The sequence below is a fragment of the Streptacidiphilus jeojiensis genome, assembly GCF_042510965.1.
Lineage (GTDB): Bacteria > Actinomycetota > Actinomycetes > Streptomycetales > Streptomycetaceae > Streptacidiphilus > Streptacidiphilus jeojiensis.
In genome coordinates, this window is sequence record NZ_JBEUKS010000002.1 from 356,898 (window position 1) to 375,039 (window position 18,142).

Annotated in this window: 15 protein-coding genes and 1 tRNA gene; 14 read left to right on the forward strand and 2 right to left on the reverse strand. The window is 69.6% G+C overall.

Annotated elements, in window-relative coordinates; genetic code table 11:
• Positions 1-2 precede the first annotated feature (2 nt).
• From ABUW04_RS07455 to ABUW04_RS07470, 4 genes are all read left to right on the forward strand, one after another.
• Positions 3-431 carry a MaoC family dehydratase gene (locus ABUW04_RS07455; RefSeq protein WP_030251703.1) on the forward strand — a complete coding sequence of 143 codons (429 nt, stop codon included), beginning with the start codon at positions 3-5 and terminating at the stop codon, positions 429-431.
• A 133-nt stretch (positions 432-564) separates the two neighbouring features.
• Positions 565-1,101 carry a TetR/AcrR family transcriptional regulator gene (locus tag ABUW04_RS07460; RefSeq protein WP_380563915.1) on the forward strand — a complete coding sequence of 179 codons (537 nt, stop codon included), beginning with the start codon at positions 565-567 and terminating at the stop codon, positions 1,099-1,101.
• 122 nt (positions 1,102-1,223) lie between these two features.
• On the forward strand, positions 1,224-2,648 hold the full coding sequence (locus tag ABUW04_RS07465) for a DHA2 family efflux MFS transporter permease subunit (RefSeq protein WP_380563674.1): 1,425 nt from the start codon (positions 1,224-1,226) through the stop codon (positions 2,646-2,648).
• 103 nt (positions 2,649-2,751) lie between these two features.
• Positions 2,752-3,810: a UDP-N-acetylmuramate dehydrogenase gene (locus tag ABUW04_RS07470; protein ID WP_030251695.1), complete on the forward strand. Its 1,059-nt coding sequence runs from the start codon at positions 2,752-2,754 to the stop codon at positions 3,808-3,810.
• A gap of 60 nt (positions 3,811-3,870) precedes the next feature.
• Here the strand turns inward: ABUW04_RS07470 and ABUW04_RS07475 are convergent, their stop codons facing one another.
• On the reverse strand, positions 3,871-4,908 hold the full coding sequence (locus ABUW04_RS07475; RefSeq protein ID WP_380563675.1) for an adenosine deaminase: 1,038 nt from the start codon (positions 4,906-4,908) through the stop codon (positions 3,871-3,873).
• 121 nt (positions 4,909-5,029) lie between these two features.
• Positions 5,030-6,277 carry a pyridoxal phosphate-dependent aminotransferase gene (locus tag ABUW04_RS07480; protein ID WP_380563677.1) on the reverse strand — a complete coding sequence of 416 codons (1,248 nt, stop codon included), beginning with the start codon at positions 6,275-6,277 and terminating at the stop codon, positions 5,030-5,032.
• 310 nt (positions 6,278-6,587) lie between these two features.
• On the opposite strand from ABUW04_RS07480, the gene ABUW04_RS07485 reads away from it, so the two are divergent.
• From ABUW04_RS07485 to rpoB, 10 genes are all read left to right on the forward strand, one after another.
• Positions 6,588-6,660: transfer RNA gene (locus ABUW04_RS07485), tRNA-Trp, on the forward strand.
• Positions 6,661-6,770: 110 nt separating this feature from the next.
• Entirely contained in the window at positions 6,771-7,103 is a 333-nt protein-coding gene (gene secE / locus ABUW04_RS07490; protein ID WP_380563679.1) for a preprotein translocase subunit SecE, read from the forward strand.
• A 183-nt stretch (positions 7,104-7,286) separates the two neighbouring features.
• Entirely contained in the window at positions 7,287-8,174 is an 888-nt protein-coding gene (gene nusG, locus ABUW04_RS07495; RefSeq protein ID WP_030251684.1) for a transcription termination/antitermination protein NusG, read from the forward strand.
• A 76-nt stretch (positions 8,175-8,250) separates the two neighbouring features.
• Positions 8,251-9,960 (forward strand): hypothetical protein, encoded by a 1,710-nt coding sequence (locus tag ABUW04_RS07500; RefSeq protein ID WP_380563680.1) that lies wholly within the window; start codon positions 8,251-8,253, stop codon positions 9,958-9,960.
• A gap of 154 nt (positions 9,961-10,114) precedes the next feature.
• Positions 10,115-10,549 (forward strand): 50S ribosomal protein L11, encoded by a 435-nt coding sequence (rplK, locus tag ABUW04_RS07505; RefSeq protein WP_030251677.1) that lies wholly within the window; start codon positions 10,115-10,117, stop codon positions 10,547-10,549.
• An 89-nt stretch (positions 10,550-10,638) separates the two neighbouring features.
• Complete coding sequence (rplA, locus tag ABUW04_RS07510; protein WP_030251674.1) at positions 10,639-11,361, forward strand: 50S ribosomal protein L1; 723 nt, start codon at positions 10,639-10,641, stop codon at positions 11,359-11,361.
• 146 nt (positions 11,362-11,507) lie between these two features.
• Complete coding sequence (locus ABUW04_RS07515) at positions 11,508-12,350, forward strand: LolA-like protein (RefSeq protein ID WP_051725041.1); 843 nt, start codon at positions 11,508-11,510, stop codon at positions 12,348-12,350.
• A gap of 351 nt (positions 12,351-12,701) precedes the next feature.
• Complete coding sequence (gene rplJ, locus ABUW04_RS07520) at positions 12,702-13,265, forward strand: 50S ribosomal protein L10 (protein ID WP_030251668.1); 564 nt, start codon at positions 12,702-12,704, stop codon at positions 13,263-13,265.
• An 89-nt stretch (positions 13,266-13,354) separates the two neighbouring features.
• Positions 13,355-13,738 (forward strand): 50S ribosomal protein L7/L12, encoded by a 384-nt coding sequence (gene rplL, locus ABUW04_RS07525; protein ID WP_030251664.1) that lies wholly within the window; start codon positions 13,355-13,357, stop codon positions 13,736-13,738.
• A gap of 891 nt (positions 13,739-14,629) precedes the next feature.
• The gene (gene rpoB, locus ABUW04_RS07530; protein WP_030251663.1) at positions 14,630-18,103 is read left to right on the forward strand and encodes a DNA-directed RNA polymerase subunit beta; all 3,474 of its coding nucleotides are present in this window, start codon (positions 14,630-14,632) and stop codon (positions 18,101-18,103) included.
• The last annotated feature ends 39 nt before the right edge of the window (positions 18,104-18,142 follow it).

Genomic DNA, 18,142 nt, shown 5'->3' on the forward strand with positions numbered 1-18,142 from the left:
CGGTGCCCGCACAGGTGAACTACGACGAGGTCGAGGTCGGCTCGCAGCTCCCGGCCCAGTCCTTCCCCGTGACCCGCGCCACTCTGGTGCAGTACGCGGGCGCCTCCGGGGACTTCAACCCCATCCACTGGAACGAGGCCTTCGCCCGCTCGGTCGGCCTGCCCGATGTCATCGGGCACGGCATGTTCACCATGGCCGAGGCGATCCGGGTGGTCACCGACTGGCTGGGGGACCCCGGTGCGGTGGTGGAGTACGGCGTCCGCTTCACCAAGCCGGTCGTCGTCCCCAATGACGGGACGGGTGCTGTGATCGAGGTCACCGGCAAGGTCGCGGCGAAGCTGGAGGACCGCCGGGTCCGGGTGGACCTGCTGGCGACCAGCGGCGGCGAGAAGGTGCTCGGCATGTCCCGCGCCGTGGTCCAGCTGCTCTGACCTGCTCTGACCTGCACTGACGGATGCGCCCCCCCGGAACCGTCCGGAGGGGCGCATCTCAGTTTCCGGTGGCCCCTTGCGAAGTTAGTAATCAGCCACTAACTTTTAACCCATGGCGAAGACGAGCATGAGAATGACAGCGGAGGAGCGACGCGAGAGCGTCATCCGCGCCTCCATGATCGAGTTTGCCGAGCGCGGCTACAACGGGACCTCCACCCAGGCGATCGCCACTCGGGTCGGCGTCTCCCAGCCCTATCTCTTCCGGCTCTTCCCCAACAAGCGGGCGCTGTTCGAGGCCGCCGTCCGGCGCTGCATGGACGACGTCCGGGAGACCTTCCTGAAGGCGGCCGAAGGCATGGAGGGCAAGGAGGCCCGGGAGGCGATGGGGCTCGCCTACTTCGAGCTGATCACCGACCGCAGCCGGCTGCTGATGCAGATGCAGATGTACGTCTCCACCTTCGCCGCCGAGTCCGCGGGCGACACCGAGGTGGGGGAGGCGGTCCGGGCGATGTGGGTCGACCTCTGGGACTCGGTGGCGGCCGCGGCCGGGATGACCCCGGGGGAGACCACGGGCTTCTTCGCCGAAGGAATGCTGATCAACGCGCTGGTCGCGATGGGCTTTCCGCAGGAGCACCGGATCTGGAAGGGCTTCGAGTCCAGCGAGTGCTAGCCGGCGGCAGCCGTTCGGAGCGGTGTGCGCTTCGCGCCGCTTTTCTCTGCCCGTGAAAGTTATTGATCGATAACTCATCAGGTTCCCCCCGAGCCGGGGGGCCTCAACCAAAGGGAACCGTCATGCGCAAGGGAAACCCCGCAGTCTGGGCCTTCGTGATCACCAGCACGGCCGGCTTCATGGCCGCGCTGGACAACCTGGTGGTCACCACCGCCCTCCCCTCCATCCGGACCCACCTCGGCGGCGGCATCACCGACCTGGAGTGGACCGTCAACGCCTACACGCTCACCTTCGCGGTGCTGCTGATGCTGGGCGCCGCGCTGGGCGACCGCTTCGGCCGCCGCCGCCTCTTCACCGTCGGACTCAGCCTCTTCACGCTCTCCTCGCTGGCCGCGGCGCTGGCACCGGGGATCGGCGAACTCATCGCCGCCCGGGCCGCCCAGGGGGTGGGAGCCGCGCTGCTCACCCCGGTCAGCCTGACCCTGCTCACCTCGGCCGTACCACCGGCCAAGCGCGGCCTGGCCTTCGGAGCCTGGGGAGCGGTGAACGGCATGGCCGTCGCGATGGGCCCGCTGATCGGCGGCACCGTGGTCGAGCACCTCTCCTGGCAGTGGATCTTCGCCCTGAACGTCCCGATCGGGCTGGCCCTGCTGCCCCTGGCCCGGCTGCGCCTGACCGAGAGCCGCGGCCCCAACAGCCGGCTCGACATCCCCGGCACCGCGCTGGCCAGCGCCGGACTCTTCGGCATCGTCTTCGCCCTGATCCGCGGCAACTCCGACGGCTGGACCAGTTCCACCGTGCTGGCCGCCCTGGTCGCCGGCGTGCTGCTGCTGATCGCGTTCGTGGCCTGGGAGCTGCGCACCGACGCCCCGCTGCTGCCGATGCGGCTGTTCCGCAACCGCGCCTTCGCCGCGGTGAACGGTGCCTCGCTGCTGATGTCGGTCGGGATGTTCGGCTCGATCTTCCTGCTCAGCCAGTGGCTGCAGACCGCCCAGGGATACACCCCGATGGAGGCCGGCGTCCGGATGCTGCCCTGGACCGCGATGCCCATGGTGGTCGCCCCGCTCGCCGGGATGCTGGCCGACCGGATCGGCGGACGGATCATCATCGCCACCGGGCTCGCCCTGCAGGCCGCCGGACTGGTCTGGTTCGCCCTGATCGTCGCGGCCCACGTCGACTACAGCTCGCAGATCCCCCCGCTGGTGCTCTCCGGGGTCGGTATGGCGCTCTTCTTCGCCCCGGTCACCACCGTGCTCATGGGATCCGTGAAGCCGGAGGAGCAGGGGGTCGCCTCGGGGGCGAACAACGCCTTCCGGGAGATCGGCGGAGCGCTCGGGGTGGCCGTGCTCACCTCGGTCTTCACCGCCAGCGGCGACTTCAGCAGCGCGCAGCGCTACGCCGACGGGCTGACCCCGGCGCTCTGGGTCGGCGCCGCCGCCATCGCCGCCGCGACCGTCTCGGCGCTGATCGTCCCGCGGTGGCGCCGGAACGCCGCCCCGGTGCCGGACCCGGCACAGGACGCGCCCGCACTCAGCCCGGTCGCCTGACCCGGCACCTGGCCACCCGGGGATCAGGCCCTCCCGGCCCGCGCCCGGTCCACCCCACCCGGGGCGGGCCGGGCGCCGCCGCGTCCACCCTTAGGGTGGTCCCGTGCAGGAACTCCAGGACGCCCCCCTCGCCCAGCTGACCACCATCCGCCTCGGCGGCCCGGCCCGAAGGCTGGTGACCGCCACCACCGACGCCGAGGTCGTCGAGACCGTGCGGCAGGCGGACCGGTCCGGAGAGCCGCTGCTGGTTCTCGGCGGCGGGAGCAACCTCGTCATCGGCGACAAGGGCTTCGAGGGCACGGTGCTCCACATCGCGACCCGCGGTCGCAGCCTGGACGGGACCGTCCTGGAGGCGGCGGCCGGCGAGATCTGGGCCGACCTGGTCGACGAGACGGTGCTCCGGCACGGCCTGGCCGGCATCGAGTTCCTGGCCGGCATCCCCGGCTCGGTCGGCGCCACACCGGTCCAGAACGTCGGTGCCTACGGCCAGGAGGTCGCGGCCACCATCACCGAGGTCGTCGCCTTCGACCGCAGCGCCGACCGGGTGGTGACCCTGGCCGGGGCCGACTGCGACTTCTCCTACCGGCACAGCCGCTTCAAGGCCGACCCGGAACGCCATGTGGTGCTCCGGGTCCGCTTCGCCCTGGAGGACGCCGGCGGCCGCTCCACCCCGGTCCGCTACGCCGAGGCGGCCCGCACCCTGGGCGTCGAGCCGGGTGAGCGGGTGGAACTCACCGCGGCGCGTGAAGCGGTCCTGAAACTGCGTTCGGGCAAGGGCATGGTCCTGGACCCGTCCGACCACGACACCTGGTCGGCAGGGTCCTTCTTCACCAACCCCGTTCTCGCCCCGGAGCAGTTCGCCGCCTTCACCGCCCGGGTCCGGGACCGGCTGGGTCCGGACGCCGCCTTCCCGGCGTACCCGGCGGCGGACGGCAGCACCAAGACCTCGGCCGCCTGGCTGATCGAGAAGTCGGGCTTCGCCAAGGGCTACGGCTCAGGCCCGGCCCGCCTCTCCGGCAAGCACACCCTGGCCCTCACCAACCGCGGCCGGGCCAGCACCGAGGACCTGCTCGCCCTCGCCCGCGAGATCCGCACCGGCGTCCAGGCCGCCTTCGGCGTCACCCTGGTCAACGAGCCCGTCCTGGTGGGCGTGGAGCTCTAGGGACGTTCCAGCCGTGGCGCCGGGGGCGTCCCGGCCCGCGGCGCGGCCCGGCGGACAGCCTCAGCTCACCAGCCAGCTGTCCACCCCGGCCAGCAGTTCCTGCTTCACCTTCTCCGGCGCCCGCGAGGCGCGCACCGACTGCCGGGCGAGCTCGGCCAGCTCGGCGTCGCTGAAGCCGTGCACCGTCCGCGCGGACTCGTACTGCTCGGCCAGCCGCGAACCGAACAGCAGCGGGTCGTCGGCCCCCAGCGCCATCGGCACCCCGGCCTCGAACAGGGTGCGCAGCGGAACGTCCTCGGGCTTCTCGTACACCCCCAGCGCCACATTGGACGCAGGGCAGACCTCGCAGGTGATCTGACGGTCCGCCAGCCGCTGCATCAACCGCGGGTCCTCGGCCGCGCGCACCCCGTGCCCGATCCGCCCCGCGCCCAGATCGTCCAGGCAGTCCCGGACGCTGGCCGGGCCTGCCAGCTCGCCGCCGTGCGGTGCGGCCAGCAGTCCGCCCTCCCGGGCGATGGCGAAGGCCCGGTCGAAGTCCCGTGCCATTCCCCGCCGTTCGTCATTGGACAGGCCGAAGCCGACCACGCCGCGGTCGACGTAGCGGATTGCCAGCCGGGCCAGCGTACGGGCGTCCAGCGGGTGCTTCATCCGGTTGGCGGCGATCAGGATCCTGATGCCGACCCCGGTGGCCCGGGAGGCGTCCTCGATCGCCCCCAGGATCAGTTCGACGGCCGGGATCAGGCCGCCCAGCCTGGGCGCATAGGAGGTCGGATCGACCTGGATCTCCAACCAGCCGCTGCCGTCGGCCCGTTCGTCCTCGGCGGCCTCGAGCACCAGGCGCCGTATGTCGTCCTCGTCGCGCAGCACCGACCGCGCCATGTCGTAGAGCCGCTGGAACCGGAACCAGCCGCGTTCGTCGGTCGCCCTGAGCTTCGGCGGGGTACCGGAGCTCAATGCCTCGGGCAGGTGCACTCCGTGCTTGTCGGCGAGCTCCAACAGCGTGGCCGGACGCATGGAGCCGGTGAAGTGCAGATGCAGATGGGCTTTGGGCAGCAGACGAACATCGCGGAGGGCCGGCGCGGTGGGTACCTGTTCCATCCACAGATCTTTGCGTACTCAGCCTGATGGTGGAAAACAACCTGGTCAAGACGCTCGATCGAGTGAATCGAGGGCCCGCCGCCCAGGCCGGAGCCGGGCCGACGGGCCCCGAGAAGCGGCTTCAGTCCTGCGCCTCGCCCAGCAGCTTCTGCAGCCGGGAGACGCCCTCGACCAGGTCGTCGTCGCCCAGCGCGTAGGACAGCCGCAGGTACCCCGGCGTCCCGAAGGCCTCGCCGGGCACCACCGCGACCTCGGCCTCGTCCAGGATCAGCGCCGCCAGCTCCGCGGACGACTGCGCCCGCCGGCCCCGGATCTCCTTGCCCAGCAGTCCCTTCACCGACGGGTAGGCGTAGAACGCGCCCTCCGGCTCCGGGCAGACCACCCCGGGGATCTCGTTCAGCATCCGCACGATGGTCTTCCGGCGCCGGTCGAAGGCGGTCTTCATCTCGTCCACCGCGGCCAGGTCCCCGGAGACCGCCGCCAGCGCCGCCACCTGCGCGACATTGCTCACATTGGAGGTCGCGTGCGACTGCAGGTTGGTCGCCGCCTTGATCACGTCATGCGGGCCGACCACCCAGCCGACCCGCCAGCCGGTCATCGCGTAGGTCTTGGCGACGCCGTTGACCACGATGCACTTGCCGGCCAGCTCCGGCACCGCCACCGGCAGCGAGACGAACTCGGCGTCCCCGTAGACCAGGTGCTCGTAGATCTCGTCGGTCAGTACCCACAGCCCGTGCTCGGCGGCCCAGCGGCCCACCGCCTCCACCTCGGCGCGGGTGTAGACGGCGCCGGTCGGGTTGGAGGGCGAGACGAACAGCAGCACCTTGGTGTTCTCGGTGCGCGCTGCCTCCAGCTGCTGCACCGAGAGCTTGTAGCCGGTGGTCTCGTCGGCGACCACCTCCACCGCGACCCCGCCCGCCAGCTGGATCGACTCCGGGTAGGTGGTCCAGTACGGCGCGGGCACGATCACCTCGTCGCCCGGGTCCAGGATCGCGGCGAAGGCCTCGTAGATGGCCTGCTTGCCGCCGTTGGTCACCAGCACCTGCGAGGCCTCGACGGCCCAGCCGGAGTCCCGCAGCGTCTTCGCCGCGATGGCGGCCTTGAGCTCGGGCAGCCCGCCGGCCGGGGTGTAGCGGTGGTTCTTGGGGTCGCGGCAGGCGGCCACCGCCGCGTCCACGATGTAGCCGGGCGTCGGGAAGTCGGGCTCGCCGGCGCCGAAGCCGATCACCGGGCGCCCGGCGGCCTTGAGGGCCTTGGCCTTGGCGTCGACGGCGAGGGTCGCGGACTCCGCGATGGCGCCGATGCGGGCCGAGACCCGACGGTCGGCCGGGCGGATGCTGGGGTCTGGGTGGGGAAACGCAGCGCTCATGCCTGCATGGTCCCAGAAGCCGCACCGCCCGGGCATCGAGCTTTCACCCGGCGGATGCGCCCCGCGCCGCCGCTCCCTCCGCCGCTCGCAGCGTCGCCGACGCTCCCAGCAGCGGCGCTTCGGCCCCGATCGGCCCGCGTTCCCGGCAGCCGCCGCAGATCAGCGGGGCCTACCCATTCGACCAATCACCGTTCCACCCCCTACACTCAAGCCTCGATGGTCCCGCCCGAAGGCTCAGGGTGCAGCGTTCACCGCGCGGCAGCCCCGATACGGTAGGTTGGGCCTCGCGAATCCGTGGCTGCGGATTCAAAGGGTCGTAGCTCAATTGGTAGAGCACCGGTCTCCAAAACCGGCGGTTGGGGGTTCAAGTCCCTCCGGCCCTGCTGTCCGCCCTGTTGCCTGACGGCGACAGGCGGTACCGTCAGCACTGCATTCCCGAGGCCGCAAGCACTGCGGTTCTCGCAACAGGTACCCGGATTCAGGTGAGGGACGAGTGACGGAGACCGTGGGCTCCACCGCGACACCTGACAGTGGTAACGCGGCGGTCGAACAGAGCGAGACTCTGTCCCGCCGTGACCGCAAGCGTGCCAACAGGTCAGCAGGCAAGGACGGCAAGAAGAAGCGTGGGGACCGCCCCAACATCTTCGCCCGGATCGCGCTCTTCTACCGGCAGATCATCGCCGAGCTGCGCAAGGTCGTCTGGCCGAGCCGTAATGACCTCACCACGTACACGACGGTCGTCGTGGTCTTCGTCGTGGTGATCATGGCCCTGGTGTACGGCCTGGACACCGGCTTCGCGGCGCTCGCCAAGCTCATCTTCGCCTGATCGGCGCTCGTAGCGGACCGGGTCGGCCCGGTCCGAGCCCTCGTGGGACAACCCGGTCCGGGCGCTCCGCTACCGTTGTGTCGGTATCGTTGAGTATCCGAGCCGCCCGCAGCCAAGCCCTGCTTCTCCCTGTGGACGGTCCGGTACCGTCCCACCCTTCATCTCCAGGAAGAAGCAGCCAACGTGTCTGAGTCCCACCTGTACGACGCAGCGCAGGCCCCCGAGGCTGACGAAGCCGTCGAGTCGGCCGGCGTTGCGGAGCAGGACGCGTCTGCGTGGGCCGAGGCCGACGACTCCGCCGAGCAGATCATCGAGAACGTCGATGGTGACGAGGACGAGGTCGAGGCTGCCGACGCCGCCGCCGGCGAGTCCGCCGAGGAGGAGGCGCTGACCGTGGTCACCGCCGACGAGTCCGAGGCCCTCGAATCGGCCGAGGAGGCCGAAGCCGAGGTCGACGTGGACGTCGACCCGATCGTCGCGTTCCGCGAGGAGCTGCGCACCGCCCCCGGCGAGTGGTACGTCATCCACACCTACGCCGGCTACGAGAACCGGGTTAAGTCCAACCTGGAGCAGCGCGCCGTCTCGCTCAACGTCGAGGACTACATCTACCAGGCCGAGGTGCCCCAGGAAGAGGTCGTCCAGATCAAGAACGGCGAGCGCAAGACGACTCGCCAGAACAAGCTCCCCGGCTACGTGCTGGTGCGCATGGACCTCACCAACGAGTCCTGGGGCGTGGTCCGCAACACCCCCGGTGTCACCGGCTTCGTCGGCAACGCCTACGACCCGTACCCGCTGACCCTGGACGAGGTCGTCAAGATGCTCGCCCCCGAGGTCGAGCGCGCCGCCGCCCGTGAGGCCGGTCGGCCGGTGCAGGTCAACTCCTCCGAGATCCAGGTCCTGGACTTCGAGGTCGGCGACTCGGTCACGGTCACCGACGGCCCCTTCGCCACCCTCCAGGCGACGATCAACGAGATCAACCCGGACTCCAAGAAGGTCAAGGGCCTGGTCGAGATCTTCGGCCGGGAGACCCCGGTCGAGCTCTCCTTCGACCAGATCGCCAAGAACGACTGATCAGCAGGCGGCAGCAGCCGCGAGGGCCCCGTACCGCGAAGGTACGGGGCCCTCGCGCATGGGTAGGCCCCCGGCCATGGACCCCACGGATCCGATCGACGCCGTCGCTCTGCTCCACCGCGCCTCGGGGAGCGCCCACGGTGCCGTGATCACCGGCACCCTGCTGAGCCGCAGGGACCGAGCGGTCGAGCTGCGGCTGCTGCACGCCTCGCTGCGGCAGGCCAGGGCCAAGCTGGTCGGCGACAGCCCGGGCCTGGTCGGACGGCTGGTGGCGCAGGCGTTCGGCGGCGACGAGGCCGGCGACGAGGCGCTGGACCCGGATCCGGATCGCAGCCCGGAGACCCGCACCGCATTCCGGGCCGAACCGGGACCGCTGCCGCCGGACACCCCCGAGCCGCTGCGCGAGCTGCTCGACCCCGGCTGGCTGCTGGTCGGCTTCGAGCTGGCGGTCACCGGCAGCGCCGTCGTCGAGGACCGGTCGGCCGTCGCCGTGACGGCGACCCCGCGGCCCGTGGTCGTCCCGGCGGGGGCTCCGGCCCTCTCCGAGCTGATCGACCGGATCGACGTCCTGGTGGACGCGGAACTGGGCATCCTGCTGCGCCGCACCGACCACGCCGAGGGCGAGCCCTACCGCACCGACGAACTGACCGGCCTCGCCCTCTCCCCGTCGCTGCTGAAAGCCGCCCACCCGGTGGGGCCGCCCCCGTCGGACGATGCCGGCCTGGACTTCGAGGTCCCTGCCCGGGTGCGCTCGGTCGCCCACGGGGTGGACGCGGTGCTCGGCGAGGCGGTCCGTGCGGCGTTCCGGCTCCGAGCGGCCCGTCCGCCGGCCCCGCCCGAGGACGACGAGCCCTGGTTCACCGAGGACACCCCGGTCCGGCAGGTCGCCGACCCGCTCCCGTCGGACGCCGGGCTCGCCCGGCTGCTCCACCGCAGCGGCCGGGGCGGCCCGGCGTTCACCGCGGACGTGCACCACTGGATGGACACCGGGGCCCTGGCCGGGACCGTCGGCGGCAACCCCCTGGTGTCGGCGCTGGCCCCGGAGGCGGTGCTGCGGGCGCTGCTGGACAACGCCCCGGGCCGGGTCCACCAGTCCTTCCGGCTGCTCTTCGGCGATCTGCTCCACTACCGCGTGGAGCTGCTGCGCGGACTCCCCGGCAAGAATCCCGCGGTGCTCGCCTGCGACGGCGGGACCGGCTACCGCCTCTTCCCCGACCGCCTGGTGACGGTTGCTCCGCAGCCGCCGGAGCTCGTTCCCGGGCAGGGGCTCGACCTCTCCTGGCTGCTCCTGCTGGATCTCGTCGCCGACAGCCGGGTCGGGTTCCTGGGCAGGCCGGCCCTGCGGATCAACGCCAGGAACCGGGACGGGGTCCGCCCGTCCCCGTTCCTGGCGTTCTGCGACAGGATGGAACTGCTGGTGGACGCGGTGCTGGGGATCGCCCTGCGGGTCACCGGCTTCCAGGAGACCGTCCCGGTGTTCCGCCAGGAGCTCCGCGACCTCCGTACCCTTGGAACCGGCCCCGACCCGGTCGCCTACCGACCCGGGGTGCCCCCCGGCGGCCGAATCGTGCGCGGCTCGGGCGGCCCGCTCCAGGACAGCGGTCTGCCCGGTCCGGTCCAGGCGGTGGCGGGCGCGGCCGCCGCGGCGGCCGGCGGGGCCGCGGTACTGCTGGGGATCCTCGGCAACCGGCGCGCCGGCTCGCGGCCGGCGGCCAGCCCGCAGGCACCGCCGACCGGGGCCGAATCCCCGGTGGATCCGTCCCCGGATCCGCCCCCGGGACCGTGATTTAGGATCGCTGCCCCTTTCGGGCTATCCTGGTTCGATGTGTGCGCAGAGCCGGACCGTTCGGTCGGCGAGAAGCCACACGGAAACCCAAGGCCCCGCCGTCGTGCTTCCGCACGCCGGTCGGGAACACCTCTCGTAAGGACCCGGAGAGAGCATGCCTCCCAAGAAGAAGAAGGTCACGGGGCTTATCAAGCTCCAGATCAACGCCGGTGCGGCCAACCCCGCGCCGCCCGTCGGCCCTGCCCTGGGTCAGCACGGCGTCAACATCATGGAGTTCTGCAAGGCCTACAACGCCGCGACCGAGTCGCAGCGTGGCATGGTCGTGCCGGTGGAGATCACGGTCTATGAAGACCGCTCCTTCACCTTCATCACCAAGACTCCGCCGGCCGCCAAGCTGATCCTCAAGGCCGCGGGCGTGGAGAAGGGCTCCGGCGAGCCGCACAAGACCAAGGTCGCCAAGATCACGGCTGCCCAGGTCCGCGAGATCGCGACCACCAAGCTGCCCGACCTGAACGCCAACTCCCTGGAGCAGGCCGACAAGATCATCGCGGGCACCGCCCGTTCGATGGGCATCACCGTCGAGGGCTGAGTACCCCTCAGCACCGGAACGGTTCGTGGTAGGGCCGAGCGCGGCCCGCAGCCACCACAACTCCACGTCTTTTATCCACAGGAGCAGCAGTGAAGCGCAGCAAGGCTCTGAACGCCGCGGCGGAGAAGATCGACCGCGAGCGTCTGTACGCCCCCCTCGAGGCCATCCGCCTCGCCAAGGAGACCTCCACCTCCAAGTTCGACGGCACCGTCGAGGTCGCCATGCGTCTGGGTGTCGACCCGCGCAAGGCCGACCAGATGGTCCGCAGCACCGTCAACCTCCCGCACGGCACCGGCAAGACCGCCCGGGTCCTGGTCTTCGCGACCGGTGACCGCGCCGAGGCCGCGCGTGCTGCGGGCGCCGACATCGTCGGCGCCGACGAGCTGATCGACGAGGTCGCCAAGGGCCGCCTGGACTTCGACGCCGTCGTGTCCACCCCGGACCTCATGGGCAAGGTCGGTCGTCTGGGCCGCGTGCTCGGCCCCCGCGGCCTGATGCCGAACCCGAAGACCGGCACCGTGACCCCGGACGTGGCCAAGGCCGTGACCGAGATCAAGGGCGGCAAGATCGAGTTCCGCGTCGACAAGCACTCGAACCTGCACCTGATCATCGGCAAGGTGTCCTTCGACACCGAGAAGCTGGTCGAGAACTACGCCGCCGCCCTGGACGAGGTGCTCCGCGCCAAGCCGTCCGCCTCCAAGGGCCGGTACATCAAGAAGGTCGCGATCAGCACCACGATCGGCCCCGGCATCCAGGTCGACCCGAGCCGCACCCGCAACCTCCTCGTCGAGGAGGACCCGGCCTCGGTCTGATCTCCGATCAGCTCGGCCAGGTCGCAGTAGCGATACGACGGGCCGGTTCCGCTTCCGCAACGGAAGGGGAACCGGCCCGTCGTCGTGTCGGTCCCCAGGTGTAGCGTCTCCTCGCAGATCTCGTACGAACCACAGGGGGAACTCACATGCGCCGTACCCGTGCGCTCCGTCTCACCACCACCGCCGGCGTGGCGCTGACCGCGCTCACCGCCCTGACCGCCTGTTCCGGCTCGACCGCGAAGACGGCGTCCGACGCCGCCTCCAAGGGCGTCAGCGGCGCCAAGTCGGCCGTGGTCAGCGTCGCTGACGCGCTGTCGCTGACGACGAAGAAGACCTCGAGCTTCAGCGCCGCCAAGATGAACATGACGATGGTGATACCCAAGGTCGGCACGTCCACCATGAACGGCACGGTGTCCTACAAGCCGGTGGCCCTGGACGCGACCATGACCAATCCTCAGTTGCCCGGCACCATGCGCCTGCTGATGTCCGGTACCACCGAGTACGTCAACATGGGTGCCACCGGGGCGAAGGAGTTCGGCGGCAAGCACTGGCTGAAGATCGATTTCTCGGAGCTGGGCGCCGGGGGCAAAGCCCTCGCCGACAGCATCAACAGGAGCGGCAGCCAGGACCCGTCCACCTCGGTCAAGCTGCTCACCTCCTCCGGCGACATCAGGCGCGTCGGCACGGAGACCGTGGACGGCGTGTCCACCACGCACTACTCCGGCACGGTCGACGTGAAGAAGCTGGTCTCCTCGGACCCGGGCCTCAAGGCCATCGCCGACCAGGCGGCCAAGAGCGGGATGACCACCGAGACCGTGGACATGTGGGTCAACGACCAGAGTCTCCCGGTGAAGGTCCACGAGACCGCCACGACGTCGCAGGGCACGATGGACATCACCATCCACTACTCCGACTTCAGCAACACCCCGGTGACGATCACCGCACCCCCGGCCAGTGACACCGAGGACCTGGCCTCGCTCAGCAAGTAGCAGGTGCCGGGGCCCCGCCCGGCCCCGCCCGGTGGGCGATTTGCCCGCCGGGCGCCTCATCACGTACCTTGGTCCTTGCCACAGACCGCTGGTTGTTGTCGCGTGCCCTGCAAGGGGAGGACGCGAGGACCGAAGGCTCCGCGAATGCGGACGACCCGCGCAGGATGGATGAGGACAATCGCGCTCCGGATGCATGCCGTCAGGCATGGCCGCCGTTGAGCATGTGAAGCCCCGTGCGCCTGCGCCGGGGCCGTTCTGTTTTTCTCGAACACTTTCTTCCGGCGGTATGGGCGTAGCAGGTCGACTCAACGGTCGGCCACGCATCGACATCACGGAAGGAGGCGTAAGCCTATGGCAAGGCCCGACAAGGCTGCCGCTGTCGCAGAGCTGACGGACAAGTTCCGTGGCTCCAACGCGGCGGTGCTGACCGAGTACCGCGGTCTGACCGTGGCGCAGCTGAAGACGCTGCGTCGCTCGCTCGGCGACAACGCCAATTACGCCGTGGTGAAGAACACGCTGACCAAGATCGCGGCCAACGAGGCCGGGATCTCTGAGCTCGACGACCTGTTCTCGGGTCCGACGGCTGTCGCCTTCGTCGCCGGTGACCCGGTGGAGTCGGCGAAGGCTCTGCGTGACTTCGCCAAGGACAACCCTGCGCTGATCATCAAGGGCGGTGTCCTTGACGGTAAGGCGCTGTCCGCCGATGACATCAAGAAGCTCGCGGACCTCGAGTCCCGCGAGGTGCTGCTCGCCAAGCTGGCCGGTGGCCTGAAGGCGTCGATGGCCAAGGCCGCCGCCACCTTCCAGGCTCCCCTCACGGAGTTCGCCCGCACCGCGGAAGCTCTCCGGGCCAAGGTCGAGCAGGGCGGTGCCGGTACGCCGGCTCCCGCCGCCGAGGACGAGGTGGCGGAGTAACCACTCCGTCGTCTCCTGCCTTGCAGCGGGCCCGTACGCCCGCCTATCCGTACATCCGGCACCTGCCGAAATAGTGGAAGGACGCCATCATGGCGAAGCTGTCCCAGGAAGAGCTGCTCGAGCAGTTCGCCGAGCTCACCCTCATCGAGCTCTCCGAGTTCGTGAAGGCGTTCGAGGAGAAGTTCGACGTCAAGGCTGCCGCCCCCGTGGCCGTCGCCGCCGGTGGTGGCGCTGCCGCCGCCGTCGAGGCCGTCGAGGAGCAGGACGAGTTCGACGTCGTCCTCACCGCCTCCGGTGACAAGAAGATCCAGGTCATCAAGGAGGTGCGCGCCCTCACCTCCCTCGGCCTGAAGGAGGCCAAGGACCTCGTTGACGGCGTGCCCGCCACCGTCCTGGAGAAGGTTGCCAAGGACGCGGCCGAGAAGGCCAAGGCTGCTCTCGAGGCTGCCGGCGCTTCCGTCACCGTCAAGTAACTCCGGTTACCGACTGGCGGTTCGCCTGCCGGCCGTGAGGCCGGTACGAACCTCTGAACCGAGGTGCTCACCCGTACGGGTGAGCACCTCGGTTTTTTGTTTGCCGGGTCCATCCGGCCACTGCTGTCCGATCTATGACGATTCGCCACTTCTGTCGCCGAGGTGCTCCCCAGCGCCCCCGAGGGCGAGTATGGTGATCGTCGTCGCTGCGGGTACGACCTGTCCGCAGCGGGCGCCGCAGGCGTCCGGGTCCACTTCCGGCGCCGCCACAGCGGTCGCCGTGCGACCACCCCACCAGGGCAGTCGCCCGGCCCGACCGCCGGCCCCAGGGGCGGACGGGAGCTCTCCCGGCCGGGTTCCGGGAGGAGTCCTCGGAGGGGTTCACCGGGGGCTCGCCCTTGACGAACCGCACGCGGCGCGCAATTCTCAGGACGCGAGGTTGTACCTCCGCCGGGAGGTCGTGGCAGGCAGCGCGGCGAGCACGGCAGCGGCATGACAGCGGCACGGCAGCGAGCAAATCTCAGGTTCCAGGCATGGAACCGGGGTGTGGTGGGGAATACACACCCAGTAGGCAGTAACCGCCCCAGGGGCGCCCTCGACAGGGGGTCGCACCGCGAGGTAGGGAGTTCGACGATTCGGTCTCCGAATCCGGACTGGACAGCAGTGTGCCGTCTGGCTACACTGTCCCTTTGCGCTGCCTTTTAGCTGCTCCGTGACTCGACCCCCGGAGTACGCACTGCCCCGACCAGGGGTGGCACCCCGTTTGCGCACTGGCTCCGACCTGGAGAAACGTCCAGGCCCCTGAGCTCGTGTGGAAGCGCGGATGCTACCCGTGCGACGGGTGGGCCCGGTACGCGCGTAGTGAGTCCGAGCCCTCGGAAGGACCCCCTCTTGGCCGCCTCGCGCAACGCCTCGAACAACTCCGCATCCACCGCACCGCTCCGTATTTCCTTCGCGAAGATTCGTGAGCCCCTCGAGGTTCCCAACCTCCTCGCCCTGCAGACCGAGAGCTTCGACTGGCTCCTCGGCAATCAGGCGTGGAAGGACAGGGTCGAGGCGTCGCTCGCAGAAGGACACGACGTCCCGCAGAAGTCCGGCCTGGAGGAGATCTTCGAGGAGATCTCCCCGATCGAGGACTTCTCCGGTTCGATGTCGCTGACCTTCCGCGACCACCGCTTCGAGCCCCCCAAGAACTCGATCGACGAGTGCAAGGACCGCGACTTCACGTTCGCGGCCCCGCTCTTCGTCACCGCCGAGTTCACCAACAACGAGACCGGCGAGATCAAGTCGCAGACGGTCTTCATGGGCGACTTCCCGCTCATGACCCACAAGGGCACCTTCGTGATCAACGGCACCGAGCGTGTCGTCGTCTCGCAGCTGGTGCGCTCCCCGGGCGTCTACTTCGACACCACCCTGGACAAGACGTCCGACAAGGACATCTACTCCGCCAAGGTCATCCCGTCCCGTGGTGCCTGGCTCGAGCTCGAGATCGACAAGCGCGACATGGTCGGTGTCCGCATCGACCGCAAGCGCAAGCAGTCGGTCACGGTGCTGCTGAAGGCCCTCGGCTGGACCTCCGAGCAGATCCTGGAGGAGTTCGGCCAGTACGAGTCGATGCGCGCCACCCTGGAGAAGGACCACACCCAGGGCCAGGACGACGCGCTGCTCGACATCTACCGCAAGCTGCGTCCGGGCGAGCCGCCGACCCGCGAGGCCGCGCAGACGCTTCTGGAGAACCTCTACTTCAACCCGAAGCGCTACGACCTCGCCAAGGTCGGCCGGTACAAGATCAACAAGAAGCTCGGCGTGGAGCAGCCGCTCGACGGCGGCGTCCTCACCACGGACGACATCCTTGCCACGATCAAGTACCTGGTCCAGCTGCACGCCGGTGAGACCGAGACGGTCGCCCCGAACGGCAGCACGATCGTCGTCGAGGACGACGACATCGACCACTTCGGCAACCGTCGCCTGCGCAACGTGGGCGAGCTGATCCAGAACCAGGTCCGTACGGGTCTCGCCCGTATGGAGCGGGTCGTGCGCGAGCGCATGACCACCCAGGACGTCGAGGCCATCACGCCGCAGACGCTGATCAACATCCGGCCGGTCGTCGCCTCCATCAAGGAGTTCTTCGGCACCAGCCAGCTGTCCCAGTTCATGGACCAGACGAACCCGCTGTCGGGGCTGACCCACAAGCGTCGTCTGTCCGCGCTGGGCCCCGGTGGTCTGTCCCGTGAGCGGGCCGGCTTCGAGGTCCGTGACGTGCACCCGTCCCACTACGGACGCATGTGCCCGATCGAGACCCCGGAAGGACCGAACATCGGTCTGATCGGTTCGCTCGCCTCCTACGGCCGGGTCAACGCCTTCGGCTTCGTGGAGACCCCGTACCGCAGGGTCACCGATGGTGTCGTCACCGACAGCATCGACTACCTCACCGCGGACGAGGAGGACCGGTTCGTCATCGCCCAGGCCAACGCGCCGCTGACCGATGACAACCACTTCGCCGAGGGCCGTGTGCTGGTCCGCCGCCGTGGCGGCGAGATCGACTACATCCCCGGTGTCGAGATCGACTACATGGACGTCTCGCCGCGCCAGATGGTGTCCGTCGCCACCGCGATGATCCCCTTCCTGGAGCACGACGACGCCAACCGCGCCCTGATGGGCGCGAACATGATGCGTCAGGCGGTGCCGCTGCTGAAGAGCGAGGCCCCGCTGGTCGGCACCGGCATGGAGTACCGCGCCGCGGTCGACGCCGCCGATGTCATCGCCGCCGAGAAGTCCGGTGTGGTCCAGGAGGTCTCCGCCGACTACGTCACGGTGGCCAACGACGACGGCACCTACACCACGTACCGCGTGGCCAAGTTCACCCGCTCCAACCAGGGCACCTCCTTCAACCAGAAGGTCGTCGTGGACGAGGGCGCGCGGATCGAGGTCGGGCAGGTGCTGGCCGACGGTCCCTGCACCGACGAGGGCGAGATGGCCCTCGGCAAGAACCTGCTCGTGGCGTTCATGCCCTGGGAGGGTCACAACTACGAGGACGCGATCATCCTGTCGCAGCGCCTCGTGCAGGACGACGTCCTCTCCTCGATCCACATCGAGGAGCACGAGGTCGACGCCCGTGACACCAAGCTGGGTCCGGAGGAGATCACCCGGGACATCCCGAACGTCTCCGAGGAGGTCCTGGCTGACCTGGACGAGCGCGGGATCATCCGCATCGGCGCCGATGTCACCACCGGTGACATCCTGGTCGGCAAGGTCACGCCCAAGGGCGAGACCGAGCTGACCCCGGAGGAGCGCCTGCTGCGCGCCATCTTCGGCGAGAAGGCCCGTGAGGTCCGCGACACCTCGCTGAAGGTGCCGCACGGTGAGCAGGGCAAGGTCATCGGCGTCCGCGTCTTCGACCGCGAGGAGGGCGACGAGCTGCCGCCCGGCGTCAACCAGCTGGTCCGGGTCTACGTGGCCCAGAAGCGCAAGATCACCAACGGTGACAAGCTGGCCGGCCGGCACGGCAACAAGGGTGTTATCTCCAAGATCCTCCCGGTCGAGGACATGCCCTTCCTCGAGGACGGCACCCCGGTCGACATCGTGCTCAACCCGCTCGGCGTCCCGTCCCGGATGAACCCGGGACAGGTGCTGGAGACCCACCTCGGCTGGCTCGCCAAGACCGGCTGGGACGTCTCGGGCATCGCCGAGGAGTGGGCCCGCCGGCTGCAGAAGATCGGGGCCGACAAGGCCATCGGTGGCACCAACCTCGCCACCCCGGTCTTCGACGGCGCCCGTGAGGACGAGATCACCGGTCTGCTGGACCACACCACGCTCACCCGGGACGGCGACCGCCTGGTCGGCTCCTCCGGCAAGGCGCGGCTGTTCGACGGCCGCTCCGGTGAGCCGTTCCCGATGCCGATCTCGATCGGCTACATGTACATCCTCAAGCTGCACCACCTGGTCGACGACAAGCTGCACGCCCGTTCGACCGGTCCGTACTCCATGATCACCCAGCAGCCGCTGGGTGGTAAGGCGCAGTTCGGTGGTCAGCGCTTCGGTGAGATGGAGGTGTGGGCGCTGGAGGCGTACGGCGCCGCCTACGCCCTCCAGGAACTGCTCACCATCAAGTCCGACGACGTGCTCGGCCGCGTGAAGGTCTACGAGGCCATCGTCAAGGGCGAGAACATCCCCGAGCCCGGCATCCCCGAGTCCTTCAAGGTGCTCATCAAGGAGATGCAGTCGCTCTGCCTGAACGTGGAGGTGCTGTCCTCGGACGGCATGTCCATCGAGATGCGTGACTCCGACGAGGACGTGTTCCGCGCCGCGGAGGAGCTCGGTATCGACCTGTCCCGGCGAGAGCCGAGCAGCGTCGAAGAGGTCTGACGAGGGTCCGGGTCGGCGCTGTCCAACCAGCGCCGGCCC

Coding starts and splice junctions, on each gene's coding strand:
- ABUW04_RS07515 (WP_051725041.1), top strand. CDS start 11,508: ATGCGCCGTACCCGTGCGCTCCGTCTCACCACCACCGCCGGCGTGGCG.
- ABUW04_RS07500 (WP_380563680.1), top strand. CDS start 8,251: ATGGACCCCACGGATCCGATCGACGCCGTCGCTCTGCTCCACCGCGCC.
- rplJ (WP_030251668.1), top strand. CDS start 12,702: ATGGCAAGGCCCGACAAGGCTGCCGCTGTCGCAGAGCTGACGGACAAG.
- ABUW04_RS07475 (WP_380563675.1), bottom strand. CDS start 4,908: ATGGAACAGGTACCCACCGCGCCGGCCCTCCGCGATGTTCGTCTGCTG.
- rplL (WP_030251664.1), top strand. CDS start 13,355: ATGGCGAAGCTGTCCCAGGAAGAGCTGCTCGAGCAGTTCGCCGAGCTC.
- ABUW04_RS07465 (WP_380563674.1), top strand. CDS start 1,224: ATGCGCAAGGGAAACCCCGCAGTCTGGGCCTTCGTGATCACCAGCACG.
- ABUW04_RS07460 (WP_380563915.1), top strand. CDS start 565: ATGACAGCGGAGGAGCGACGCGAGAGCGTCATCCGCGCCTCCATGATC.
- rplK (WP_030251677.1), top strand. CDS start 10,115: ATGCCTCCCAAGAAGAAGAAGGTCACGGGGCTTATCAAGCTCCAGATC.
- ABUW04_RS07480 (WP_380563677.1), bottom strand. CDS start 6,277: ATGAGCGCTGCGTTTCCCCACCCAGACCCCAGCATCCGCCCGGCCGAC.